This is a genomic window from Kineosporia rhizophila (genome assembly GCF_021277265.1).
Lineage (GTDB): Bacteria > Actinomycetota > Actinomycetes > Actinomycetales > Kineosporiaceae > Kineosporia > Kineosporia rhizophila.
This window is the reverse complement of the sequence record NZ_JAJSOH010000026.1, coordinates 70,421-87,478: the sequence shown is the minus strand read 5'-3', so window position 1 is coordinate 87,478 and position 17,058 is coordinate 70,421. Positions and strand designations below refer to the sequence as shown.

The 17,058-nt window shown below is 69.8% G+C and carries 16 protein-coding genes and 1 tRNA gene; 14 read left to right on the top strand and 3 right to left on the bottom strand.

Annotated elements, in window-relative coordinates; genetic code table 11:
- Positions 1–306 precede the first annotated feature (306 nt).
- On the top strand, positions 307–1,170 hold the full coding sequence (locus LWF15_RS28185) for an alpha/beta fold hydrolase (RefSeq protein ID WP_232813979.1): 864 nt from the start codon (positions 307–309) through the stop codon (positions 1,168–1,170).
- A 148-nt stretch (positions 1,171–1,318) separates the two neighbouring features.
- Here the strand turns inward: LWF15_RS28185 and LWF15_RS28180 are convergent, their stop codons facing one another.
- Positions 1,319–1,927, bottom strand: coding sequence for a hypothetical protein (locus LWF15_RS28180; protein ID WP_232813978.1), 609 nt, complete (start codon positions 1,925–1,927; stop codon positions 1,319–1,321).
- Between the two features lie 164 nt (positions 1,928–2,091).
- On the opposite strand from LWF15_RS28180, the gene ald reads away from it, so the two are divergent.
- The 10 genes from ald to der all read left to right on the top strand — a co-directional run bounded on the left by ald (position 2,092) and on the right by der (position 11,979).
- Entirely contained in the window at positions 2,092–3,207 is a 1,116-nt protein-coding gene (ald, locus tag LWF15_RS28175; RefSeq protein WP_232813977.1) for an alanine dehydrogenase, read from the top strand.
- 74 nt (positions 3,208–3,281) lie between these two features.
- Positions 3,282–4,244, top strand: a complete 963-nt coding sequence (gene xerD / locus LWF15_RS28170) for a site-specific tyrosine recombinase XerD (protein ID WP_269810964.1) — start codon at positions 3,282–3,284, stop codon at positions 4,242–4,244.
- A 273-nt stretch (positions 4,245–4,517) separates the two neighbouring features.
- Positions 4,518–5,333, top strand: coding sequence for a ParA family protein (locus LWF15_RS28165; protein WP_232813994.1), 816 nt, complete (start codon positions 4,518–4,520; stop codon positions 5,331–5,333).
- 203 nt (positions 5,334–5,536) lie between these two features.
- Complete coding sequence (locus LWF15_RS28160) at positions 5,537–6,415, top strand: segregation and condensation protein A (RefSeq protein ID WP_352396716.1); 879 nt, start codon at positions 5,537–5,539, stop codon at positions 6,413–6,415.
- Positions 6,416–6,452: 37 nt separating this feature from the next.
- A complete protein-coding gene (scpB, locus tag LWF15_RS28155) occupies positions 6,453–7,055 on the top strand; it encodes an SMC-Scp complex subunit ScpB (protein ID WP_232813974.1) in 603 nt (200 codons plus the stop codon).
- Positions 7,052–7,951, top strand: a complete 900-nt coding sequence (locus LWF15_RS28150; protein WP_232813973.1) for a pseudouridine synthase — start codon at positions 7,052–7,054, stop codon at positions 7,949–7,951. Before scpB ends, LWF15_RS28150 begins: the two co-directional genes overlap by 4 nt.
- Before the next feature lie 52 nt (positions 7,952–8,003).
- Entirely contained in the window at positions 8,004–8,378 is a 375-nt protein-coding gene (gene aroH / locus LWF15_RS28145) for a chorismate mutase (RefSeq protein WP_232813972.1), read from the top strand.
- Positions 8,378–9,493, top strand: a complete 1,116-nt coding sequence (locus LWF15_RS28140; RefSeq protein WP_232813971.1) for a prephenate dehydrogenase — start codon at positions 8,378–8,380, stop codon at positions 9,491–9,493. The genes aroH and LWF15_RS28140 overlap by 1 nt, the downstream gene beginning before the upstream one ends.
- Before the next feature lie 177 nt (positions 9,494–9,670).
- Positions 9,671–10,459 carry a (d)CMP kinase gene (cmk, locus tag LWF15_RS28135; RefSeq protein ID WP_232813970.1) on the top strand — a complete coding sequence of 263 codons (789 nt, stop codon included), beginning with the start codon at positions 9,671–9,673 and terminating at the stop codon, positions 10,457–10,459.
- Positions 10,459–11,979, top strand: coding sequence for a ribosome biogenesis GTPase Der (gene der, locus LWF15_RS28130; protein ID WP_232813969.1), 1,521 nt, complete (start codon positions 10,459–10,461; stop codon positions 11,977–11,979). The genes cmk and der overlap by 1 nt, the downstream gene beginning before the upstream one ends.
- 86 nt (positions 11,980–12,065) lie before the next feature.
- Here the strand turns inward: der and LWF15_RS28125 are convergent, their stop codons facing one another.
- On the bottom strand, positions 12,066–13,058 hold the full coding sequence (locus LWF15_RS28125; protein ID WP_232813968.1) for an intradiol ring-cleavage dioxygenase: 993 nt from the start codon (positions 13,056–13,058) through the stop codon (positions 12,066–12,068).
- Positions 13,059–13,260: 202 nt separating this feature from the next.
- Between LWF15_RS28125 and leuS the strand changes: the two genes are divergently transcribed.
- Both leuS and LWF15_RS28115 read left to right on the top strand, forming a co-directional pair.
- Complete coding sequence (gene leuS / locus LWF15_RS28120; protein WP_232813967.1) at positions 13,261–15,759, top strand: leucine--tRNA ligase; 2,499 nt, start codon at positions 13,261–13,263, stop codon at positions 15,757–15,759.
- 96 nt (positions 15,760–15,855) lie between these two features.
- Positions 15,856–15,929 (top strand) — tRNA-Pro (locus tag LWF15_RS28115).
- An 83-nt stretch (positions 15,930–16,012) separates the two neighbouring features.
- Here the strand turns inward: LWF15_RS28115 and LWF15_RS28110 are convergent.
- The gene (locus LWF15_RS28110; RefSeq protein WP_232813966.1) at positions 16,013–16,555 is read right to left on the bottom strand and encodes a hypothetical protein; all 543 of its coding nucleotides are present in this window, start codon (positions 16,553–16,555) and stop codon (positions 16,013–16,015) included.
- A 208-nt stretch (positions 16,556–16,763) separates the two neighbouring features.
- Here LWF15_RS28110 and LWF15_RS28105 point away from each other — a divergent pair, with 208 nt between their 5' ends.
- Complete coding sequence (locus LWF15_RS28105; protein WP_232813965.1) at positions 16,764–17,018, top strand: hypothetical protein; 255 nt, start codon at positions 16,764–16,766, stop codon at positions 17,016–17,018.
- Positions 17,019–17,058 lie beyond the last annotated feature (40 nt).

Sequence of the window (17,058 nt, the reverse complement as noted above, 5' to 3'; positions counted from 1 at the left end):
GGGGCCTCTGGGCGGGCCCTTGCCCACCAAGTGGCATTCGAACAGGGTCGGTCTCCGCGCCGAGCCAATCGCTCTCGGTCCGTGATGACGCATAGCTAAGCGTGACCTCAGCCGGGACAGGGAGTTTCTCGAGACTGTGCTTGGACGTCCAAGCATTCTCTCGGCAAACTCCCCTTCCTCCCCTGCGGGCGCTCAGAGTGATGTTGGCGTGCGCATTGTGAAGACCTGAAGGGGTGCCAGAAGGGCGCGGGACTCGTGTGCCTTCTTCAGATGCGCAGGGTGGGAGCGCATCTACGCTTTGTGGCCATGCAGAGATTCACCCGGGACGGCCTGACCTTCGACGTGCGCGACAGCGGGCCGGACAACGGAACGCCGGTGATCCTGCTGCACGGTTTCCCGCAGACCTCCACGTGCTGGCTGAAGCTGGAGCCGTTGCTCCACTCGGCGGGTATGCGCACGATCGCGCCGGACCAGCGCGGCTATTCGCCTGGCGCACAGCCGGATTCACGACGCAGGTACGCCATGGGGGAGCTCATGGACGACGTCTTGGCGCTGATGGACGCGGTGGGGCACAAGACAGCGCATGTGGTGGGACACGACTGGGGCGGGGCAGTGGCCTGGGCATTGGCCGGTCGGCACGCCGACCGATTTCGCTCGGTGACCGTGCTCTCGACGCCGCATCCGGCAGCACTGGCGAAGGCCGCCCGGAGCAGTGCGCAAGGCCTGAGGTCCTGGTACGTGGGCGCTTTCCAGCTGCCAGGGGTGCCGGAGCTCGCCCTGCGTGGTGATCGGGCGCAGCAGATGCTGCTGCGGACAGGGCTGCCCAAGCCATTGGCCCAGAGGGACGCCAAGCGGCTGCAACAGGGGAACACCCTCACCGGCGCGCTCAACTGGTATCGCGGAGTGCCGTACTCACGATCGACCCCGGCAGGCCGGGCCAAGCTGCCGCTGACCTACGTCTGGGGCTCGCAAGACCCCTTCCTGGGCCGCGCGGCCGCCGAGGCATCTGCCGAATACGTGGTGGAGAGCCACCGGTCCAGCTACCGATTCGTCGAACTGGACGCCGGCCACTGGCTGCCGGAGACGAACGCGGACCAGGTGGCCCAGGCGATCATCGGCCGGGTCGGCGCCGGCAGCACTCCCAAGCGCCCGCGCCCCCACTCGGCCTGAGTTCGCGCAGTGGGCAGATCCGGCCGTGATCGAGGGGTGTGGCCGGGCTGGCCGTTATCGAGGGGGCTGAGCCGGCCGTGATCAAGGGGTGGGGCCGGGCTGGCCGTGATCGAGGGGTGGGCCTGGTCGCGCGGTGTGCTGGGCGGACCTATTTGAGGCCGGCCGATCTCAGTTCCAGGGCGGCGAGGCGGCGGACTACCTCTGGGTCTCCGGTGCGCCAGCCCTCCAGGGGGTCGGCGGTGATCTTCAGGAGCTTGGGCATGGGGCGGTTGGCGAGGGCGCGCAGGGCGAGCAGGTCGGCGCCGCCTTCGGTGTTGGCCAGGGCGGCGGTGGCGCCGGCCCGGCGGGCGAACCGCAGGCGCAGCAGCAGCCAGGGCACCACGAGCGCCAGGATCGGCGGTACCGAGACCGCCAGCGCCAGCAGGATGGCCAGCGCGGTGGCCTTCTCGTCCAGGCCCTGGCCGGCATCGGCGATCTGCTGCGCGGCCCCGGCCGCCGCGTTCAGCGGTTTCGCCAGTGCGTCACCGGCCAGCGGGATGTCACCCGCGCTGTCTCCGGCGCCGTTCAGGTTGCTGCGGATGCCGTTGGCGCCGCCCTGCACGTCGGCCCCGACCTCGGCGATGGCGGACAGGGCCGAGTGCACGGCCTTGGCCACGTAGTACCAGGCCACCACCCACAGCAGCACGCTGATGTCGGCGACGACCTGCACGATGGCGCGGCCGGGTGTGGCCGCATACGGAACGAACCGACCGCTCATGAGAAAGATCGAATCACACGCCACCGACAGTTTCCGTTCCAGACGCGATCCGCAGCGAATGATCTGCCGACGGCGTCGCGTCACACGGTGCCGGTCCGACGTCCGTCCTAGAGTGGCCCTCGAAGCGATCATCTGGGGTCTGCTGACGAGAGGCGGCTGATCGAGTGAGGGTCGGCGTTCCGCGCGAGATCAAGAACCACGAGTACCGGGTCGCGATCACCCCTGCCGGGGTGCACGAGCTGGTCCGGGCCGGGCACGAGGTCATCATCGAGAGGGCCGCGGGGGAGGGGTCGTCGATCTCGGACGACGCCTACGTCGCGGCCGGGGCTCGGATCCTTCCCGCCGCCGACGAGGTGTGGGCCGGGGCCGAGCTGGTGCTGAAGGTGAAGGAGCCGATCCCGGCGGAGTACGAGCGGATGCGCCCGGGGCAGGTGCTGTTCACCTACCTGCACCTGGCCGCCGATCGCCCGCTCACCGAAGAACTGCTGAAGCGCCAGGTCACCGGCATCGCCTACGAGACGGTGCAGCTGGCCGACCGGTCGCTGCCGCTGCTGGCGCCGATGAGCGAGGTCGCCGGCCGGCTCGCCCCGCAGGTCGGGGCGCACACGCTGATGCGGGCCGAGGGCGGGCGGGGCATCCTGCTCGGCGGTGCGCCCGGTGTGTACGCGGCCAAGGTGGTCATCATCGGGGCCGGGGTGGCCGGGGCCAACGCGGCCGCGATCGCGCTGGGCATGCAGGCCGAGGTGGTGCTGCTGGACCGCAACATCGAGCGGCTGCGCGAGATGGACCGGATCTACCAGGGCCACCTGCAGACCGTGGCCTCGAACTCGCTGGAGATCGAGACCGCGATCCGCGACGCCGACCTGGTCGTCGGCGCCGTGCTGGTGGCCGGGGCCAAGGCGCCCAAGCTGGTCACCAACGAGCAGGTGGCCACCATGCGGCCGGGCAGCGTGCTGGTCGACATCTCGATCGACCAGGGCGGCTGCTTCGAGGACTCACGGCCCACCACGCACGCCGACCCGACCTACAAGGTGCACGACTCGGTCTTCTACTGCGTGGCCAACATGCCGGGCGCGGTGCCGCACACCAGCACCTACGCGCTGACCAACGTCACCCTGCCGTACGTGCTCGAGCTGGCCGGGCGAGGCTGGCGCGAGGCCCTGCGTGCAGATCCGGCGCTGGGCCTGGGGCTGAACACCTACGACGGGGCGGTGGTCAACGCTCCCGTGGCCGAGGCCCACGAGATGCCGTTCGTCGCCCTGACCGAGGTGCTGGCCTGACTGCGCCCCCGACGTCCGCCCCGGGGGCGCGGGCGTCGAAACCTCGCACGAAGTCGCCTTCTCCGGTGCCGGGCCTGCCGGGCCAGGCACCGGGGAAGGCGCCGCGCCCACCCACCCCGCTCGACGAAGCGCTGAGCGGTTACCTGGACCATCTCGCGGTGGAACGGGGGCTGGCCACCAACACCCTCGGTGCCTATCGCCGCGACCTGCGCCGGTACGTCGACTTCCTGCTGCACCACCACCTCGACGATCCGGCGCAGGTCTCCGAGCGCGACGTCACCAACTTCCTCGCCGCCATCCGCACCGGCGAAGACGGCGCCGCCGCGCTCTCGGCCAGTTCGGCGGCCCGGCACGTGGTGGCGGTGCGCGGGTTCCACCGGTTCCTGCTGCTCGAGGGGCGCACCCAGATCGATCCGGCGGGCCAGGTGCAGCCCCCGTCTCCGCCCAAGCGGCTGCCCAAGGCGATCAGCCTCGCGGCGGTAGAGAGCGTCCTGGCCGCCGCCGGGCCGCCCGAGACCCCGACCGGACTGCGCGATCGGGCACTCCTGGAGCTGCTCTACGGCTGCGGCGCCCGGATCAGCGAGGCGGTCGGCTGCGCGATCGACGACCTCGACCTGCAGGCGGGCCTGGTCCGGCTGAGGGGCAAGGGCGACAAGGAGCGCATCGTCCCGATCGGCAGCTACGCCGTCGCCGCGGTCGATGCCTACCTGGTGCGGGGGAGGGCCGCGCTCGCCGTAAGGGGGCGGGGCTCGCCCGCCGTCTTCCTCAACGCCCGAGGTGGGCCCCTGTCCCGGCAGAGTGCCTGGGCCGTGCTGGCCGGTGCTGCCGACCGCGCCGGCCTGGCCGGGAGGGTCTCTCCGCACACCCTGCGGCACTCCTTCGCAACGCACCTTCTGGAGGGCGGCGCCGACGTCCGGGTGGTGCAGGAACTACTCGGACATGCCTCCGTAACCACCACACAGCTGTACACGCGTGTCACTGCGGATACGCTGCGTGAGGTCTATGTGGCGGCGCATCCGAGGGCGCTACAGGCCTAGAGCGCCGCTCATAGCGCGGAACTCGGCTTGAGTACCAGGCGACGCGCCGACTAGCCTCGCCTGGTCCCGACCGGCGACGCGCGAGGATGGACATCGACGAAACGCCCGGTGTCATGTCCGGATGTCGGCGTAGGAGTCGACGAGCGCTACCGAGGAGACGACGTGACGAACAACACGACTGCTGCGGCATTGTCCGACATAGCCGTGGAGCGGGGAGGCGGCGACGGCCTGCTGCTGGTGAGCTCCGGCGGTGACGGGCCGACCGGCCGCCCCATGCCGTCGTTCCCCGAACCGGTGCCGCTCAGCGCGCACGGCCCGGCGCGGATCATCGCCATGTGCAACCAGAAGGGCGGCGTCGGCAAGACCACCTCGACGATCAACCTGGGCGCGGCGCTGGCGGAGTACGGTCGCAAGGTCCTGCTGGTCGACTTCGACCCGCAGGGTGCGCTGTCGGTGGGGCTCGGCATCAACCCGCACGAGCTGGACAGCACCGTCTACAACGTGCTGATGGACCGCGCCACCCCGATCGAGGAGGTGGTCCGGCCCACCGCGATCGAGAACCTCGACCTGCTGCCCGCCAACATCGACCTGTCCGCGGCCGAGGTGCAGCTGGTCAGCGAGGTGGCCCGGGAGACGGTGCTGAGCCGGGCCCTGCGCCCGGTGCTCGACGACTACGACGTGGTCCTGATCGACTGCCAGCCCTCGCTGGGTCTGCTCACGATCAACGCGCTCACCGCCGCGCACGGCGTGGTGATCCCGCTGGAGTGCGAGTTCTTCGCGCTGCGCGGTGTGGCGCTGCTGGTCGAGACGATCGAGAAGGTGAAGGACCGGCTGAACCCCGGCCTGGAGGTCGACGGCATCCTGGCCACCATGTACGACCCGCGCACCCTGCACAGCCGCGAGGTGGTGGCCCGGGTGGTCGAGGCGTTCGGCGAGCGGGTCTTCCACACCGTCATCGGCCGCACCGTGAAGTTCCCGGACGCCTCGGTGGCCGCCGAGCCGATCACCACCTACGCGTCCTCGCACGCCGGCGCCTACGCCTACCGCCTCCTCGCGCGTGAGCTGATCGCGCGCGGCGACGCCGCCTGAGTCCGACAGCTGCATCCACGTTGACCGACCAGGAGAGTTCCACCGCGCAGGAAGCGCCCGTCGGAGCCACGATCGATCTGACCGCGGCCGACGGCAGCGTGGCGATCGACCTGCGCGAACGCCCGGAGAACCGGGAGAACGAGAACGGCCAGAACGAGAACGGCCAGAACAGAACTGAAGACGTCGGTGAGCACGCCGATGTCGTGCCGGGTGGGGTGCTGCCCGGCCGTTCCACCGGCTTCGAGGTGCACCTCGACAACTTCGACGGCCCGTTCGACCTGCTCCTGGGCCTGATCTCGAAGCACAAGCTGGACGTCACCGAGATCGCCATCGCCCAGGTCACAGACGACTTCCTGGCCTACGTCAAGGCCCTGGGCCCGGCCTGGGACCTCGGCGAGGTCAGCGAGTTCCTGCTGGTCGCGGCCACCCTGCTGGACCTGAAGGCGGCCCGGCTGCTGCCCGCCGCCGAGGTCGAGGACGACGAGGACCTGGCCCTGCTGGAGGCCCGCGACCTGCTGTTCGCCCGGCTGCTGCAGTACCGCGCGTTCAAGGACGTGGCCAAGACCCTCTCCACCAAGATCGAGGCCGAGACCCGGCGCAGTCCTCGGGACGTGCCGATCGAGGAGCACCTGACCAAGCTCCTGCCCGAACTGGTGCTCGGCCTGACCCCGCTGCAGTTCGCCGAGATCGCGGCCAAGGCGCTCACCCCCAAGGAACCGCCCAAAGTCAGGCTCGACCACCTGCACAACCCCGCGGTCAGCGTGCGCGAGCAGGCCGCCCTGATCGTGGAGCGTCTGCGCCGGGCCCAGACCGCTAGCTTCCGCCAGCTGGTCAGCGACGCGGAGGGCAAGCTCGTGGTGATCGCCCGCTTCCTGGCCCTGCTCGAACTGTTCCGCGAGGCCGCCGTGGCCTTCGACCAGGTCTCGCCCCTGGGCGAGCTCACCGTGCGCTGGACCGGCGCCGACCTGGACACGATCGAGGTGGACGAGTTCGAGGGCGTCGAGGCCCCGCCGGAAGAACCCACCGAGGGGCCCGACCCGAGCAACTTCGTCACCGAGGAGGACCTGCGCGCCCTGCGGTGATGTCAGGCCCGGGCGCTGGACAGGGCATGATGGAGCGGTGAACGACGAGGAACAGCCGGGGGAGAGCGAGGTCCCCGATCTGGAGGACCTGCCCGGCGGGGCCCGGGCTGCGCTCGAGGCCGTCCTCATGGTGGTCGAGAACCCGGTGGAAGAGGTTCAGCTGGCCGCCGCCCTGGACCTCACCGTCGAGCACGTCACCGAACTCCTGGCGGGGCTGGTGGCCGAGTACGACAACGATGCCCGCGGCTTCGAGCTGCGGCGGGTGGCCGGGGGCTGGCGCATCTACAGCCGTCCGGAATTCTCACCGGTCCTGGAGCGCTTCGTCCTCGACGGGCAGACCTCCAAGCTCAGCCAGGCCGCCCTGGAGACCCTCGCGATCGTGGCCTACCGCCAGCCGGTGAGCCGGGCGCGGGTCTCCGCCGTCCGTGGGGTGAACGTGGACGCGGTGATGCGCACCCTGGTCACCCGCGGGCTCGTGGAGGACGCCGGCAACGACCCGGAGACCGGCGCCACCCTGTACGTGACCACCCGGACCTTCTTGCAGAAACTGGGCCTGACCTCGCTGGACGAGCTGCCTTCCCTGGCGCCGTTCCTCCCCGAGATCGACGCCCTCGACGACTTCCCGGCAGGTGTTTCATGACTCCCCCCAAGCCCCGTAAATCCGCCCATCGCGGCCAGCAGCCCAAGGTCCCCGGCGCCCGCACCACCGCGCGCGGCGGCCGCGACCGCAGCGGCGCCCCGATGGGCTCCAAGCCGATGTCCCGCGCTCCCCAGGAGCCGGCGGTCGACGTGCACGACCCCGACGGCGTGCGCCTGCAGAAGGTCCTGGCCCAGGCCGGGGTCGCCTCCCGCCGGGCCAGCGAGGACCTGATCGCGGCCGGCCGCGTCCAGGTCGACGGCGCCACCGTGCGCGAGCTCGGCGTGCGGATCGACCCGAAGAAGTCGGTCGTCCACGTCGACGGCGTGCGCCTGCAGCTCGACCAGTCGCTGATCTACCTGGCGCTGAACAAGCCGCCGGGCGTGGTCACCACGATGAGCGACCCGGAGGGCCGGCCCTGCGTCGGCGACATCCTCTCCCAGCGGCCCAACGCCCACGACGAGCGGCTCTTCCACGTCGGCCGGCTCGACACGGCCACCGAGGGCCTGCTCATCCTCACCAACGACGGTGACCTGGCCCACCGGCTCACCCACCCCAGCCACGAGGTCCCCAAGACCTACCTGGCCGAGGTGGCCGGCCCGGTCGCCAAGGACATCGGCAAGAAGCTCCGGAGCGGGATCGAGCTGGAGGACGGGCCGGTCAAGGCCGACTCCTTCCGCATGGTCGACTCCCGTCCCGGTAAGGCACTCCTCGAGATCACCCTTCACGAGGGGCGTAACCACATCGTGCGACGCATGCTCGCCGAGGTGGGCTACCCGGTCCTCCAGCTCTGCCGGACCCAGATCGGTCCGGTCCAGATGGGGGGCCTGCGCTCCGGCCGCACCCGGGCCATCCACGGCGAGGAGCTCAGTCAGCTGTTCGAGGCTGTCGATCTCTAGCAGACCGCCGGGGGCGCAACGCTTCTCGTGAAACAGATCTCAAGGAGGAAATGTGGCTGTCCGGGCTGTCCGGGGGGCGACGCAGATCGACACCGACGAGCGGGACCATGTGCTGGAGCGCACCCGTGAGATGGTGTCCGAGGTGATGGTCGGCAACCAGCTCGACCAGGACTCGATCATCAGCATCGTCTTCACCGCCACCCAGGACGTGAAGAGCGTGGCCCCCGCGCTCGCGGCACGTCAGCTGGGCCTGAACGACCCGGCGCTGATCTGTGTGCAGGAGATGCACGTGGAAGGGGCCATGCCGATGCTGGTCCGGCTGGTCGCGCACGTCGAGACCGATCTCGCCGCCGACCAGATCCGCAACGTCTACCTGCACGGCACCGAGCGGCTGCGGACCGGCGTCCCGCCGATCCCGCTGGGCTGATGAGCCTGGATCCGGCGGCCGCGGCCGAGCTGGGCACCGTCCGCGTGGTCGGCACCGGCCTGCTCGGCACCAGTATCGGGCTGGGCCTGCGCAGCATGGGGGTGCGGGTGCTGCTGCACGATCCGTCCCCCACCGCGCTCGCCCTGGCCCGCGACGTGGGGGCCGGCCGGCCGGATCCGGGCGACGAACCGGTGCAGCTGGTCGTCGTCGGGGCGCCGCCGGACGTGACCGCCGAGGTGGTCGCGGCCGAACTGGCGGCGCACCCGGAGGCGGTCGTCACCGATGTGGCGAGCGTGAAGGGCGGCATCGCGGCGTCGATGGAAGACGTCGGTGGCGCCGATCGCTACATCGGTGGGCACCCGATGGCGGGCCGGGAACGTTCCGGGCCCACCGCAGCGCGGGCCGACCTGTTCCTCGGCCGCCCGTGGGTGGTCTGCCCGCCCAGCGGGGTCGAGGACCGCGCGCAGCACCCCGGCACCGAACTGGTGCGCATGCTGGCCATCGCCCTGGGAGCGACCCCGGTGTTCATGCCCGCGGCCGAGCACGACGAGGCCGTCGCCCTGATCTCGCACGTGCCCCAGCTGGCGGCCAGCCTGGTCGCCGCCCGCCTGGTCAAGGCGGGCGACCCGGCAGTGGGGCTGGCCGGTCAGGGGTTGCGCGACGTCACGCGGATCGCCGACAGCGACCCGGTGCTGTGGGCGCAGATCCTGTCGGCCAACGCACCGCAGGTGGCCGACGTCCTCAAAGATCTGCAGAAAGACCTCGACGGCCTGATCACCGCCCTCGACGCCCTCAGCGAGGGCGAGGCGGTCGGCGCGCGGGCCGCGGTCGCCCAGATCATCCACAACGGCCGGGAGGGCCGTGAGCGGATCCCCGGCAAGCACGGGCAGCCGCAGACCCGCTACGCCGTGGTCACCGCTCTGGTCCCGGACCAGCCGGGGCAGCTGGCCCGGCTCTTCGACGACATCGGCGAGGCCGGGATCAACGTCGAGGAGTTCAACCTGGAGCACGCTCCGGGGGCGCGGGTCGGCCTGGGCAGCGTGGCGGTCCTGCCCACCGTGCGCACGGAACTGGAGAAGGCCCTCACCGCCCGGGGCTGGCACGTCGTCGCCTGAGGCGCCCACACCCGTCCTTACCTGGAGTAGCCGGACAGTCCGTAAGGGTGGCCGCGGTTGCTGGATGTCGGATGTGGCCCGTGACTCGACTAACCTAGGAAGGTCACGTACCTGTAGGGCGTTGTTCACGACCGGCGCCCACAGCCGACAAGCCACCCAACCCCCGGAGGTATCACCGTGTCCGCGCAGTCCGACCGGAACGAAGGCCTGACCGAAGCGCGCCCGCTGGTGATCGCCGTCGACGGCCCCTCCGGGTCCGGCAAGTCCAGCGTCTCCCGCGAGGTCGCCCGCCGGCTGGGTCTGGAGTACCTGGACACCGGTGCGATGTACCGGGCCGCCACCTGGTCGGTGCTGGAGGCCGGTATCGACCTGGCCGACGCCCCGGCGGTCGCGCAGCACGTGCGCGACCTCGACCTGACCATGGTGACCGACCCGTCCGCCCCCGGGGCGTGGGTCGGCGGGACCGACGTGAACGCGGCCATCCGCGAGACCCGGATCTCCACCGTGGTCTCCAAGGTGGCCACCAACCTCGATGTGCGCGCGGAGATGCTGCGGCGTCAGCGCGAGCTCATCACCTCCGCCGCCAAGGGCGTGCACGAGGGGGTCGTGGCCGAGGGCCGCGACATCACCACCGTCGTCGCCCCCGACGCCGACGTGCGGATCCTGCTCACCGCCAGCGAGGCCGCGCGCCTGGCCCGGCGGGCCAAGGAGCTGCACGGCTCGGCCGACGCCGCGTCCGTCGAGGCCACCCGCGACCAGATCGTGCGGCGCGACTCCGACGACTCCACCGTTTCCAACTTCGAGGTCGCCGCGGACGGCGTGCTGCACCTGGACTCCTCGGCGCTCGACTTCGAGCAGACCGTCGACGCCGTGCTGGCCGCGATCACCCGCACCGTCACCGGCTCCGGCTCGGTGGCCGACCTCGACGACAGCGACCGAACTGCCAGGGCTGGTGCCGTTTCCTGATGTCCAAGCAAGGCGAGCAAGACCGTTCCGAAGACACCGTCGTCCACGACGTGGCGGCGGGCTACGGAGCTGAGGAACCCGAGACCCCGGGCCTGGACCACGCGCTGCGCGCCGGTCTGGCCGACTACGACCTGTCCGAGTCCGACCTGCGGCTGCTCGACGCCGAGGGCCAGGACTTCGACGAGCAGTCCGGCTCCGGCCCGCTGCCCGTGCTGGCCATCGTCGGGCGCCCCAACGTGGGTAAGTCCACCCTGGTCAACCGTGTGCTCGGCCGTCGTGAGGCGGTCGTCGAGGACGTCCCCGGCGTCACCCGCGACCGGGTGCGTTACGAGACCGAGTGGGCCGGGCGGCGTTTCGTCGTGGTCGACACCGGTGGCTGGGAGCGCGACGCCCGGGGTCTGGCCGCCCGCGTCGCCGAGCAGGCCGAGGTCGCGATCGAGCTGGCCGACGCCGTGCTGTTCGTGGTCGACGGTCAGGTCGGGGCCACCGCCACCGACGAGGCCGTGGTGAAGCTGCTGCGCCGCACCAAGAAGCCGGTGATCCTGGCGGCCAACAAGGTCGACGACACCCGCGGCGAGCTCGAGGCCGCAGCGCTGTGGTCGCTCGGCCTGGGCCAGCCCTACCCGGTTTCCGCACTGCACGGCCGGGGCAGCGGTGACCTGCTCGACGCCGTGCTGGCTGCGCTGCCCGAGGTCTCCGCGATCGGCGAGGAGCGCGCCTCCGGGCTGCGCCGGGTCGCCCTGCTGGGCCGGCCCAACGTCGGAAAGTCCAGTCTGCTCAACGCTCTCGCCGGAGAAGACCGGGTGGTCGTCGACTCCACCGCGGGCACCACCCGCGACCCGGTCGACGAGGTCATCGACATCAACGGCCGCAAGTGGCAGTTCGTCGACACCGCGGGCATCCGCCGCCGCGTGCACCTCACCCGCGGCGCCGACTTCTACGCCTCGTTGCGCACCCACGCCGCCCTGGAGAAGGCCGAGGTCGCGGTCGTCCTGCTGGACTCCAGCGAGCCGCTGTCGGAGCAGGACCAGCGGATCATCTCGATGGTCCAGGAGTCCGGCCGCGCGATGGTGATCGCGTACAACAAGTGGGACCTGATGGACGAGGAGCGCCGCAAGTTCCTCGAGCGCGAGTTCGAGACCGACCTCGTGCAGGTGCAGTGGGCGCCCCGGATCAACGTCTCGGCCTCGACCAAGTGGCACGTCAACCGTCTCACCCCGGCGCTCGACACGGCGCTGGAGTCGTGGGACACCCGGGTGCCCACCGGCAAGCTGAACTCGCTGCTGGCTCAGATCATGCAGAGCCACCCGCACCCGGTGCGCGGGGGTAAGCAGCCGCGCATCCTCTACGGCTCGCAGGTCTCCACCAAGCCGCCCCGCTTCGTGCTGTTCACCAGCGGCTACTTCGAGGCCGGCTACCGCCGGTTCATCGAGCGCCGCCTACGTGAGGAGTTCGGCTTCGAGGGCACACCGATCGAGGTCTCGGTGCGTCCCCGCGAGAAGCGTTCCCGCAAGCAGTAGAACCAGCAGTAGAACCAGACCAACCACCTAAGGACGTTTGTGAGCCTCGAGGCCCACAAACGTCCTTAGTTGTTGGGGTTGGGTTTTCAGCTACTGGCACTCGCCGTCGGCTGCGGCGCACCGCTGGGCGGCGTGCCCATCCCGCCGGAAGGCGCCCCGCTCGGCGGCGTGCCTCCTTCGCCCGGCCCACCGCTGGGCGGCGTTCCACCACCCTGACCACCCCCGGACGCCTGGGCGTCGGTGCCCTCGGGATCGATTGCGGCGGTCAGCTTGGCCACGTACCCCTTGGAAACGCTTCCGGTGACGGTGCCCAGCTCCGTCGCCGCGTCGTCGTCCCCGAAGACGTTGTCGTCCTCCAGGGTCACCTGGCTCATGTTGGACACACTCGCGCTGTACCCGTCGGTGGCGTAGACCACCGCGTTGACTTCTTCAGGCAAAGCCATCTGCGACGTCTTACGGATGGTGCCCTCGCCACTGGTCGCGTCTTCCAGCGACGAGTAGACCTCGAAGTGGATGTGTGGCCAGCGACCGGTGTAGCAGGCCGGGAAGATGCTGGTGAAGCTCACGACACCGTTGGCGTCGGTCTCCTGGATGCCGCGGAGGTAGTTCTCCTCGGTGATGCCCTCGGAGTACAACGAGTAAAGCCCCGCGCGGTCGCAGTGCCATACGTACACCGCGGCCCCCGACAGGGGAGCGCCGGTGAGGTCCGTGACGGTGAACTCGATGGTCAGCGGCACGCCCTCAGCAGTGGTCGTGGAATCTCCGAACGAAGAGGTGATGTCGCTACGGACGATGCCCGACTCCGTGCGTACATCGATGCCGTTCGTGCCGTCGGCGGGGTAGGGGCCGTTGGTCTCGGACTCGATCTCGGTGACGCCGGTGCTGGTGGTGCTGCCGGCGGTCGAGGTCTCGTCGGAGTTGCTGCCGCAGGCGCCGAGCAGGAACACCGCCCCCAGCCCGCCGAGCATCTTGCGGCGCGACATGGTGCGCAGGTCGAATCCCAGGCCTTTGTCATGGACGGCCCGTACATAGGCGGCGTTGTCCGTGACCGGATCGGGGATCTGCTGGTCGCTGCTCACATCGGCTCCAAGGATGGCTGGTTGCTGAACTGTCCTCACCTCATCAACGGCAGCTATGCGCCGGCTGTGGAGGGTCTGTGGCCGGTCCGGAAGTTCTCTGGACGTTTCCTGGGAGCGGATATCCACAGGCGAACGGGCTGCTGCGGCTGGTCCACTAGTCTTGGAAGGTCAACCTCCCGGTTTCGCGTAGATGTTGGACATGATGAGCGAGCATGACGAGCGGCGGGACACCGTCGACCAGATCGACCTGGACCAGTGGGTCAAGGTGTGGGACGAGCAGCGCACCTTCCAGGCCGACGGCCTTACCGACCAGGACGCCACGGCCGGTGACGACCGCAAGCGCTCGTACATCGTCAGCATGTACCCCTACCCCTCCGGCGACCTCCACATGGGTCACGCCGAGGTGTACTCGATCAGCGACGTCATCGCCCGGTTCGACCGGCTGCGCGGGCTCAACACGCTGAACCCGATCGGCTGGGACAGTTTCGGCCTGCCCGCCGAGAACGCGGCGATCAAGCGTGACCTGCACCCGCGGACCTGGACGTACGACAACATCGCGGTGCAGGCGGCGTCGTTCAAGCGGCTGGGCGTCTCGTTCGACTGGCGCACCCGGCTGCACACGTCCGACCCGGAGTACTACCGCTGGAACCAGTGGATCTTCCTGAAGCTGTTCGACCAGGGGCTGGCCTACCGCAAGGCCTCCCCGGTCAACTGGTGCCCGAAAGACCACACGGTGCTGGCCAACGAGCAGGTCATCCAGGGCAAGTGCGAGCGTTGCGGCAGCGTGGTCGAGCGCCGCAACCTGACCCAGTGGTTCTTCCGGATCACCGACTACGCGCAGCGCCTGCTCGACGACATGGACCAGCTGCAGGGCCAGTGGCCCGAAGACATCCTGGCCATGCAGCGCAACTGGATCGGCCGTTCCTCGGGTGCGCACGTCGACTTCAGGATCGTCGGCCGGGAAGAGCCGGTGCGGGTGTTCACCACCCGCCCCGACACCCTTTACGGCGCAACGTTCTTCGTGGTCGCCGCCGATGCGCCGCTGGCCCTGGAACTGGTCACCGACGAGCACCGCGCGCCGCTTCAGGAGTACATCGCCCAGCTGGGCGGCACCTCCGAGGTCGAGCGGCTGGCCTCCGACCGCGCCAAGACCGGTGTGTTCCTGGGCAGCTACGCGATCAACCCGGTCAACGGCGAGCAGATCCCGATCTACGCGTCCGACTACGTGCTGGCCGACTACGGCACCGGCGCGCTGATGGCCGTGCCCGCGCACGACCAGCGCGACCTGGACTTCGCCAAGGCGATGAACCTGCCGGTCAAGACGGTCGTCGACACCGGTGAGGCCGACCCGGCCGAGACCGGCGTGGCCACCGCCGCGCGCGGCACCATGGTCAACTCGGGCGAGTTCGACGGCCTGAACTCCGGCGAGGCGCTGCCCGCGATCATCGCCCAGCTGGAGAAGCAGGGCGTCGGCCAGGGCGCGATCACCTACCGCCTGCGCGACTGGCTGCTGTCGCGTCAGCGCTACTGGGGCACGCCGATCCCGATCATCCACTGCGAAGACTGCGGCGAGGTCGGCGTTCCCGTCGACCAACTGCCGGTCCGCCTGCCGGAAAGCGGCTTCTCGCTGAAGCCCGACGACAACCAGTCGCCGCTGGGCACCGCCACCGAGTGGGTCAACGTCGAGTGCCCGAAGTGCGGCAAGCCCGCCCGGCGCGACACCGACACGATGGACACGTTCGTCGACTCGTCCTGGTACTTCCTGCGTTTCCCCAACCCGGACTACACCGAGGGGCCGTTCGACCCCGAGGGCGTCAAGCGCTGGCTGCCGGTCGACCACTACATCGGCGGCAAGGAGCACGCGAACCTGCACCTGCTGTACGCGCGCTTCATGACCAAGGCCCTGCACGACGCCGGCCTGCTGCACTTCGTCGAGCCCTTCCGGCGCCTGACCAACCAGGGTCAGGTGATCATGGAGGGCAAGGCGATGAGCAAGAGCCTGGGCAACATCGTCAACCTCCAGGAGCAGATCGCCCAGTACGGCCCGGACGCCGTCCGGGTCACGATGATCTTCGCCGGCCCCCCGGAGGACGACATCGACTGGGCCGCGGTCTCCCCGGCCGGCTCGGTGAAGTGGCTCAACCGGGTGCGCCGCCTGGCCTCCCTGGTCCCCGCCGAGAGCCTGGGCGCCGACCCGGCCACCGGCGACCAGGCCCTGCGCCGCCGCGTGCACGTCCTGCTCGACGAGATCACGCAGAAGATGGAGGGCGGACGGCAGAACGTCGTCATCGCCCGCCTGATGGAGCTGACGACGCTGCTTCAGCAGGCCGTTGACGGCGGCTTGGGGGCAGCCGACCCGGCCGTCCGCGAAGGTGTGGAAGGCCTGGTCATCGCGTTGTCCTGTTTCGCCCCGTTCACCGCCGACGACAGCTGGGTCAAGCTCGGCCACGAGCCCTCGGTGGCCACCACCAGCTGGCCGAAGGTCGACAAGTCGCTGACCGTGGCCGACCAGGTCACCTGCATCATCCAGGTCAACGGCAAGGTCCGTGACCGCCTGCAGGTGCCTGCCGGCATCACCGAGGACGACCTGCGCACCCTGAGCCTGGAGTCCGACGCGGTGAAGAAGGCGGTCGGTGAGGCCACCATCGCCAAGGTCGTGGTGCGGGCCCCGAAGCTGGTCAACATCGCCCTCGCCCGCTGAGGCCCGGCGCACTCCGGGCCGTGCACGAGCACGGCCCGGAGTGCGCTAAGCTAGCGGAGCGTTCTTCGGCCCGGTAACGGGTCCTGGAGGGCGGTTCGGGCTGTAGCGCAGCTTGGTAGCGCACCTGACTGGGGGTCAGGGGGTCGCAGGTTCAAATCCTGTCAGCCCGACAGTGTTACAACAGGTCAGAGACTCGTAAGAGTCTCTGACCTGTTGTCGTTGGGGCACCAGGTGGCCCGGTTGTTGTCCGAGCTCATCTTCGCGGGGGCAGCTTCCAGCCCCACTGCCACGGCCACAGGAAGCGCCGGACCGTGTGCTCCGGCTCGTCGTAGGGCAGGGATGCCACCCGCTCGTAGGCTCCCTCCAGCGCATGCTCGTACGCCACTCGCTCGAAGGTGAGCGCCGGCGGCACGCCTTCGACGGGGTAGACCGAGTCCTGGCCCTCCCATCGCAGGTCCGACCACACCACCGTCGTGGCTCGCACACTCAGTGCGGCCGACACGTCGATCTCCCCGCAGACCACGCAGAGCAAGATGCCCACCCGTCCAGGCTCGAGGTCAGCCTCGGGCGTGCGTCCCGTCAGAACGTCAACGGCCTTGGGGACGCTCTCGAGCCAGGAACGGTTCAGCGGGGTGACCAGGTCGCGCGCGTTGTCGATACTTTCGCGCATCGGCACACCGTCGATGATCCAGTCGAGGAAGAACGACCGAGGACTGCGGGTGACGGTGCCGTCGTGAATCGCGTAATCCGCCGAGGCTTCCCTCAGTTCGAAGGGCAACGGCTGCGTCTCGTCCACACGCACACTCTGGCCCGTGCCCTCATGAAACAGCTTTCCCCGACCAACAAATCGGGATGGCCGCCGGAACCGGTCCGCCACGTCGCGCACCTTCCGCGCCACCCCATGAGTCGGACCTTGCGGCTCGCGCTCGGCACTTCGAAGTGCGAAAGGATGATCAAAGCCCCAAAGTATCCGTAGCTACCCATTCACCACGTAGGAGGATGAAGTGACGCAGACGCAGACCCCTTTCGCCGGCACCACGACCACGAGCAAGCAGTCGAACGTGCTGTCGATCGTGTCGTTCGTGCTCAGCGCCCTGGCGGTCGTCATCCTGCCGATCGTCTTCGGGGTGGCAGCGATCATCTGTGGTGGGGTCGCGGTCTCCCGTAAGGAGCGGCTGGGTAAGCCCGCACTGGCGGTCTCCCTCGTCGCTACGATTCTCGGTTTTGCCCTGGGCTACCTGGTCTTCGCGAACAGCTGATTTCCCTGACTGCCCGGCACGACTGAAAGTCTTTCAGTTC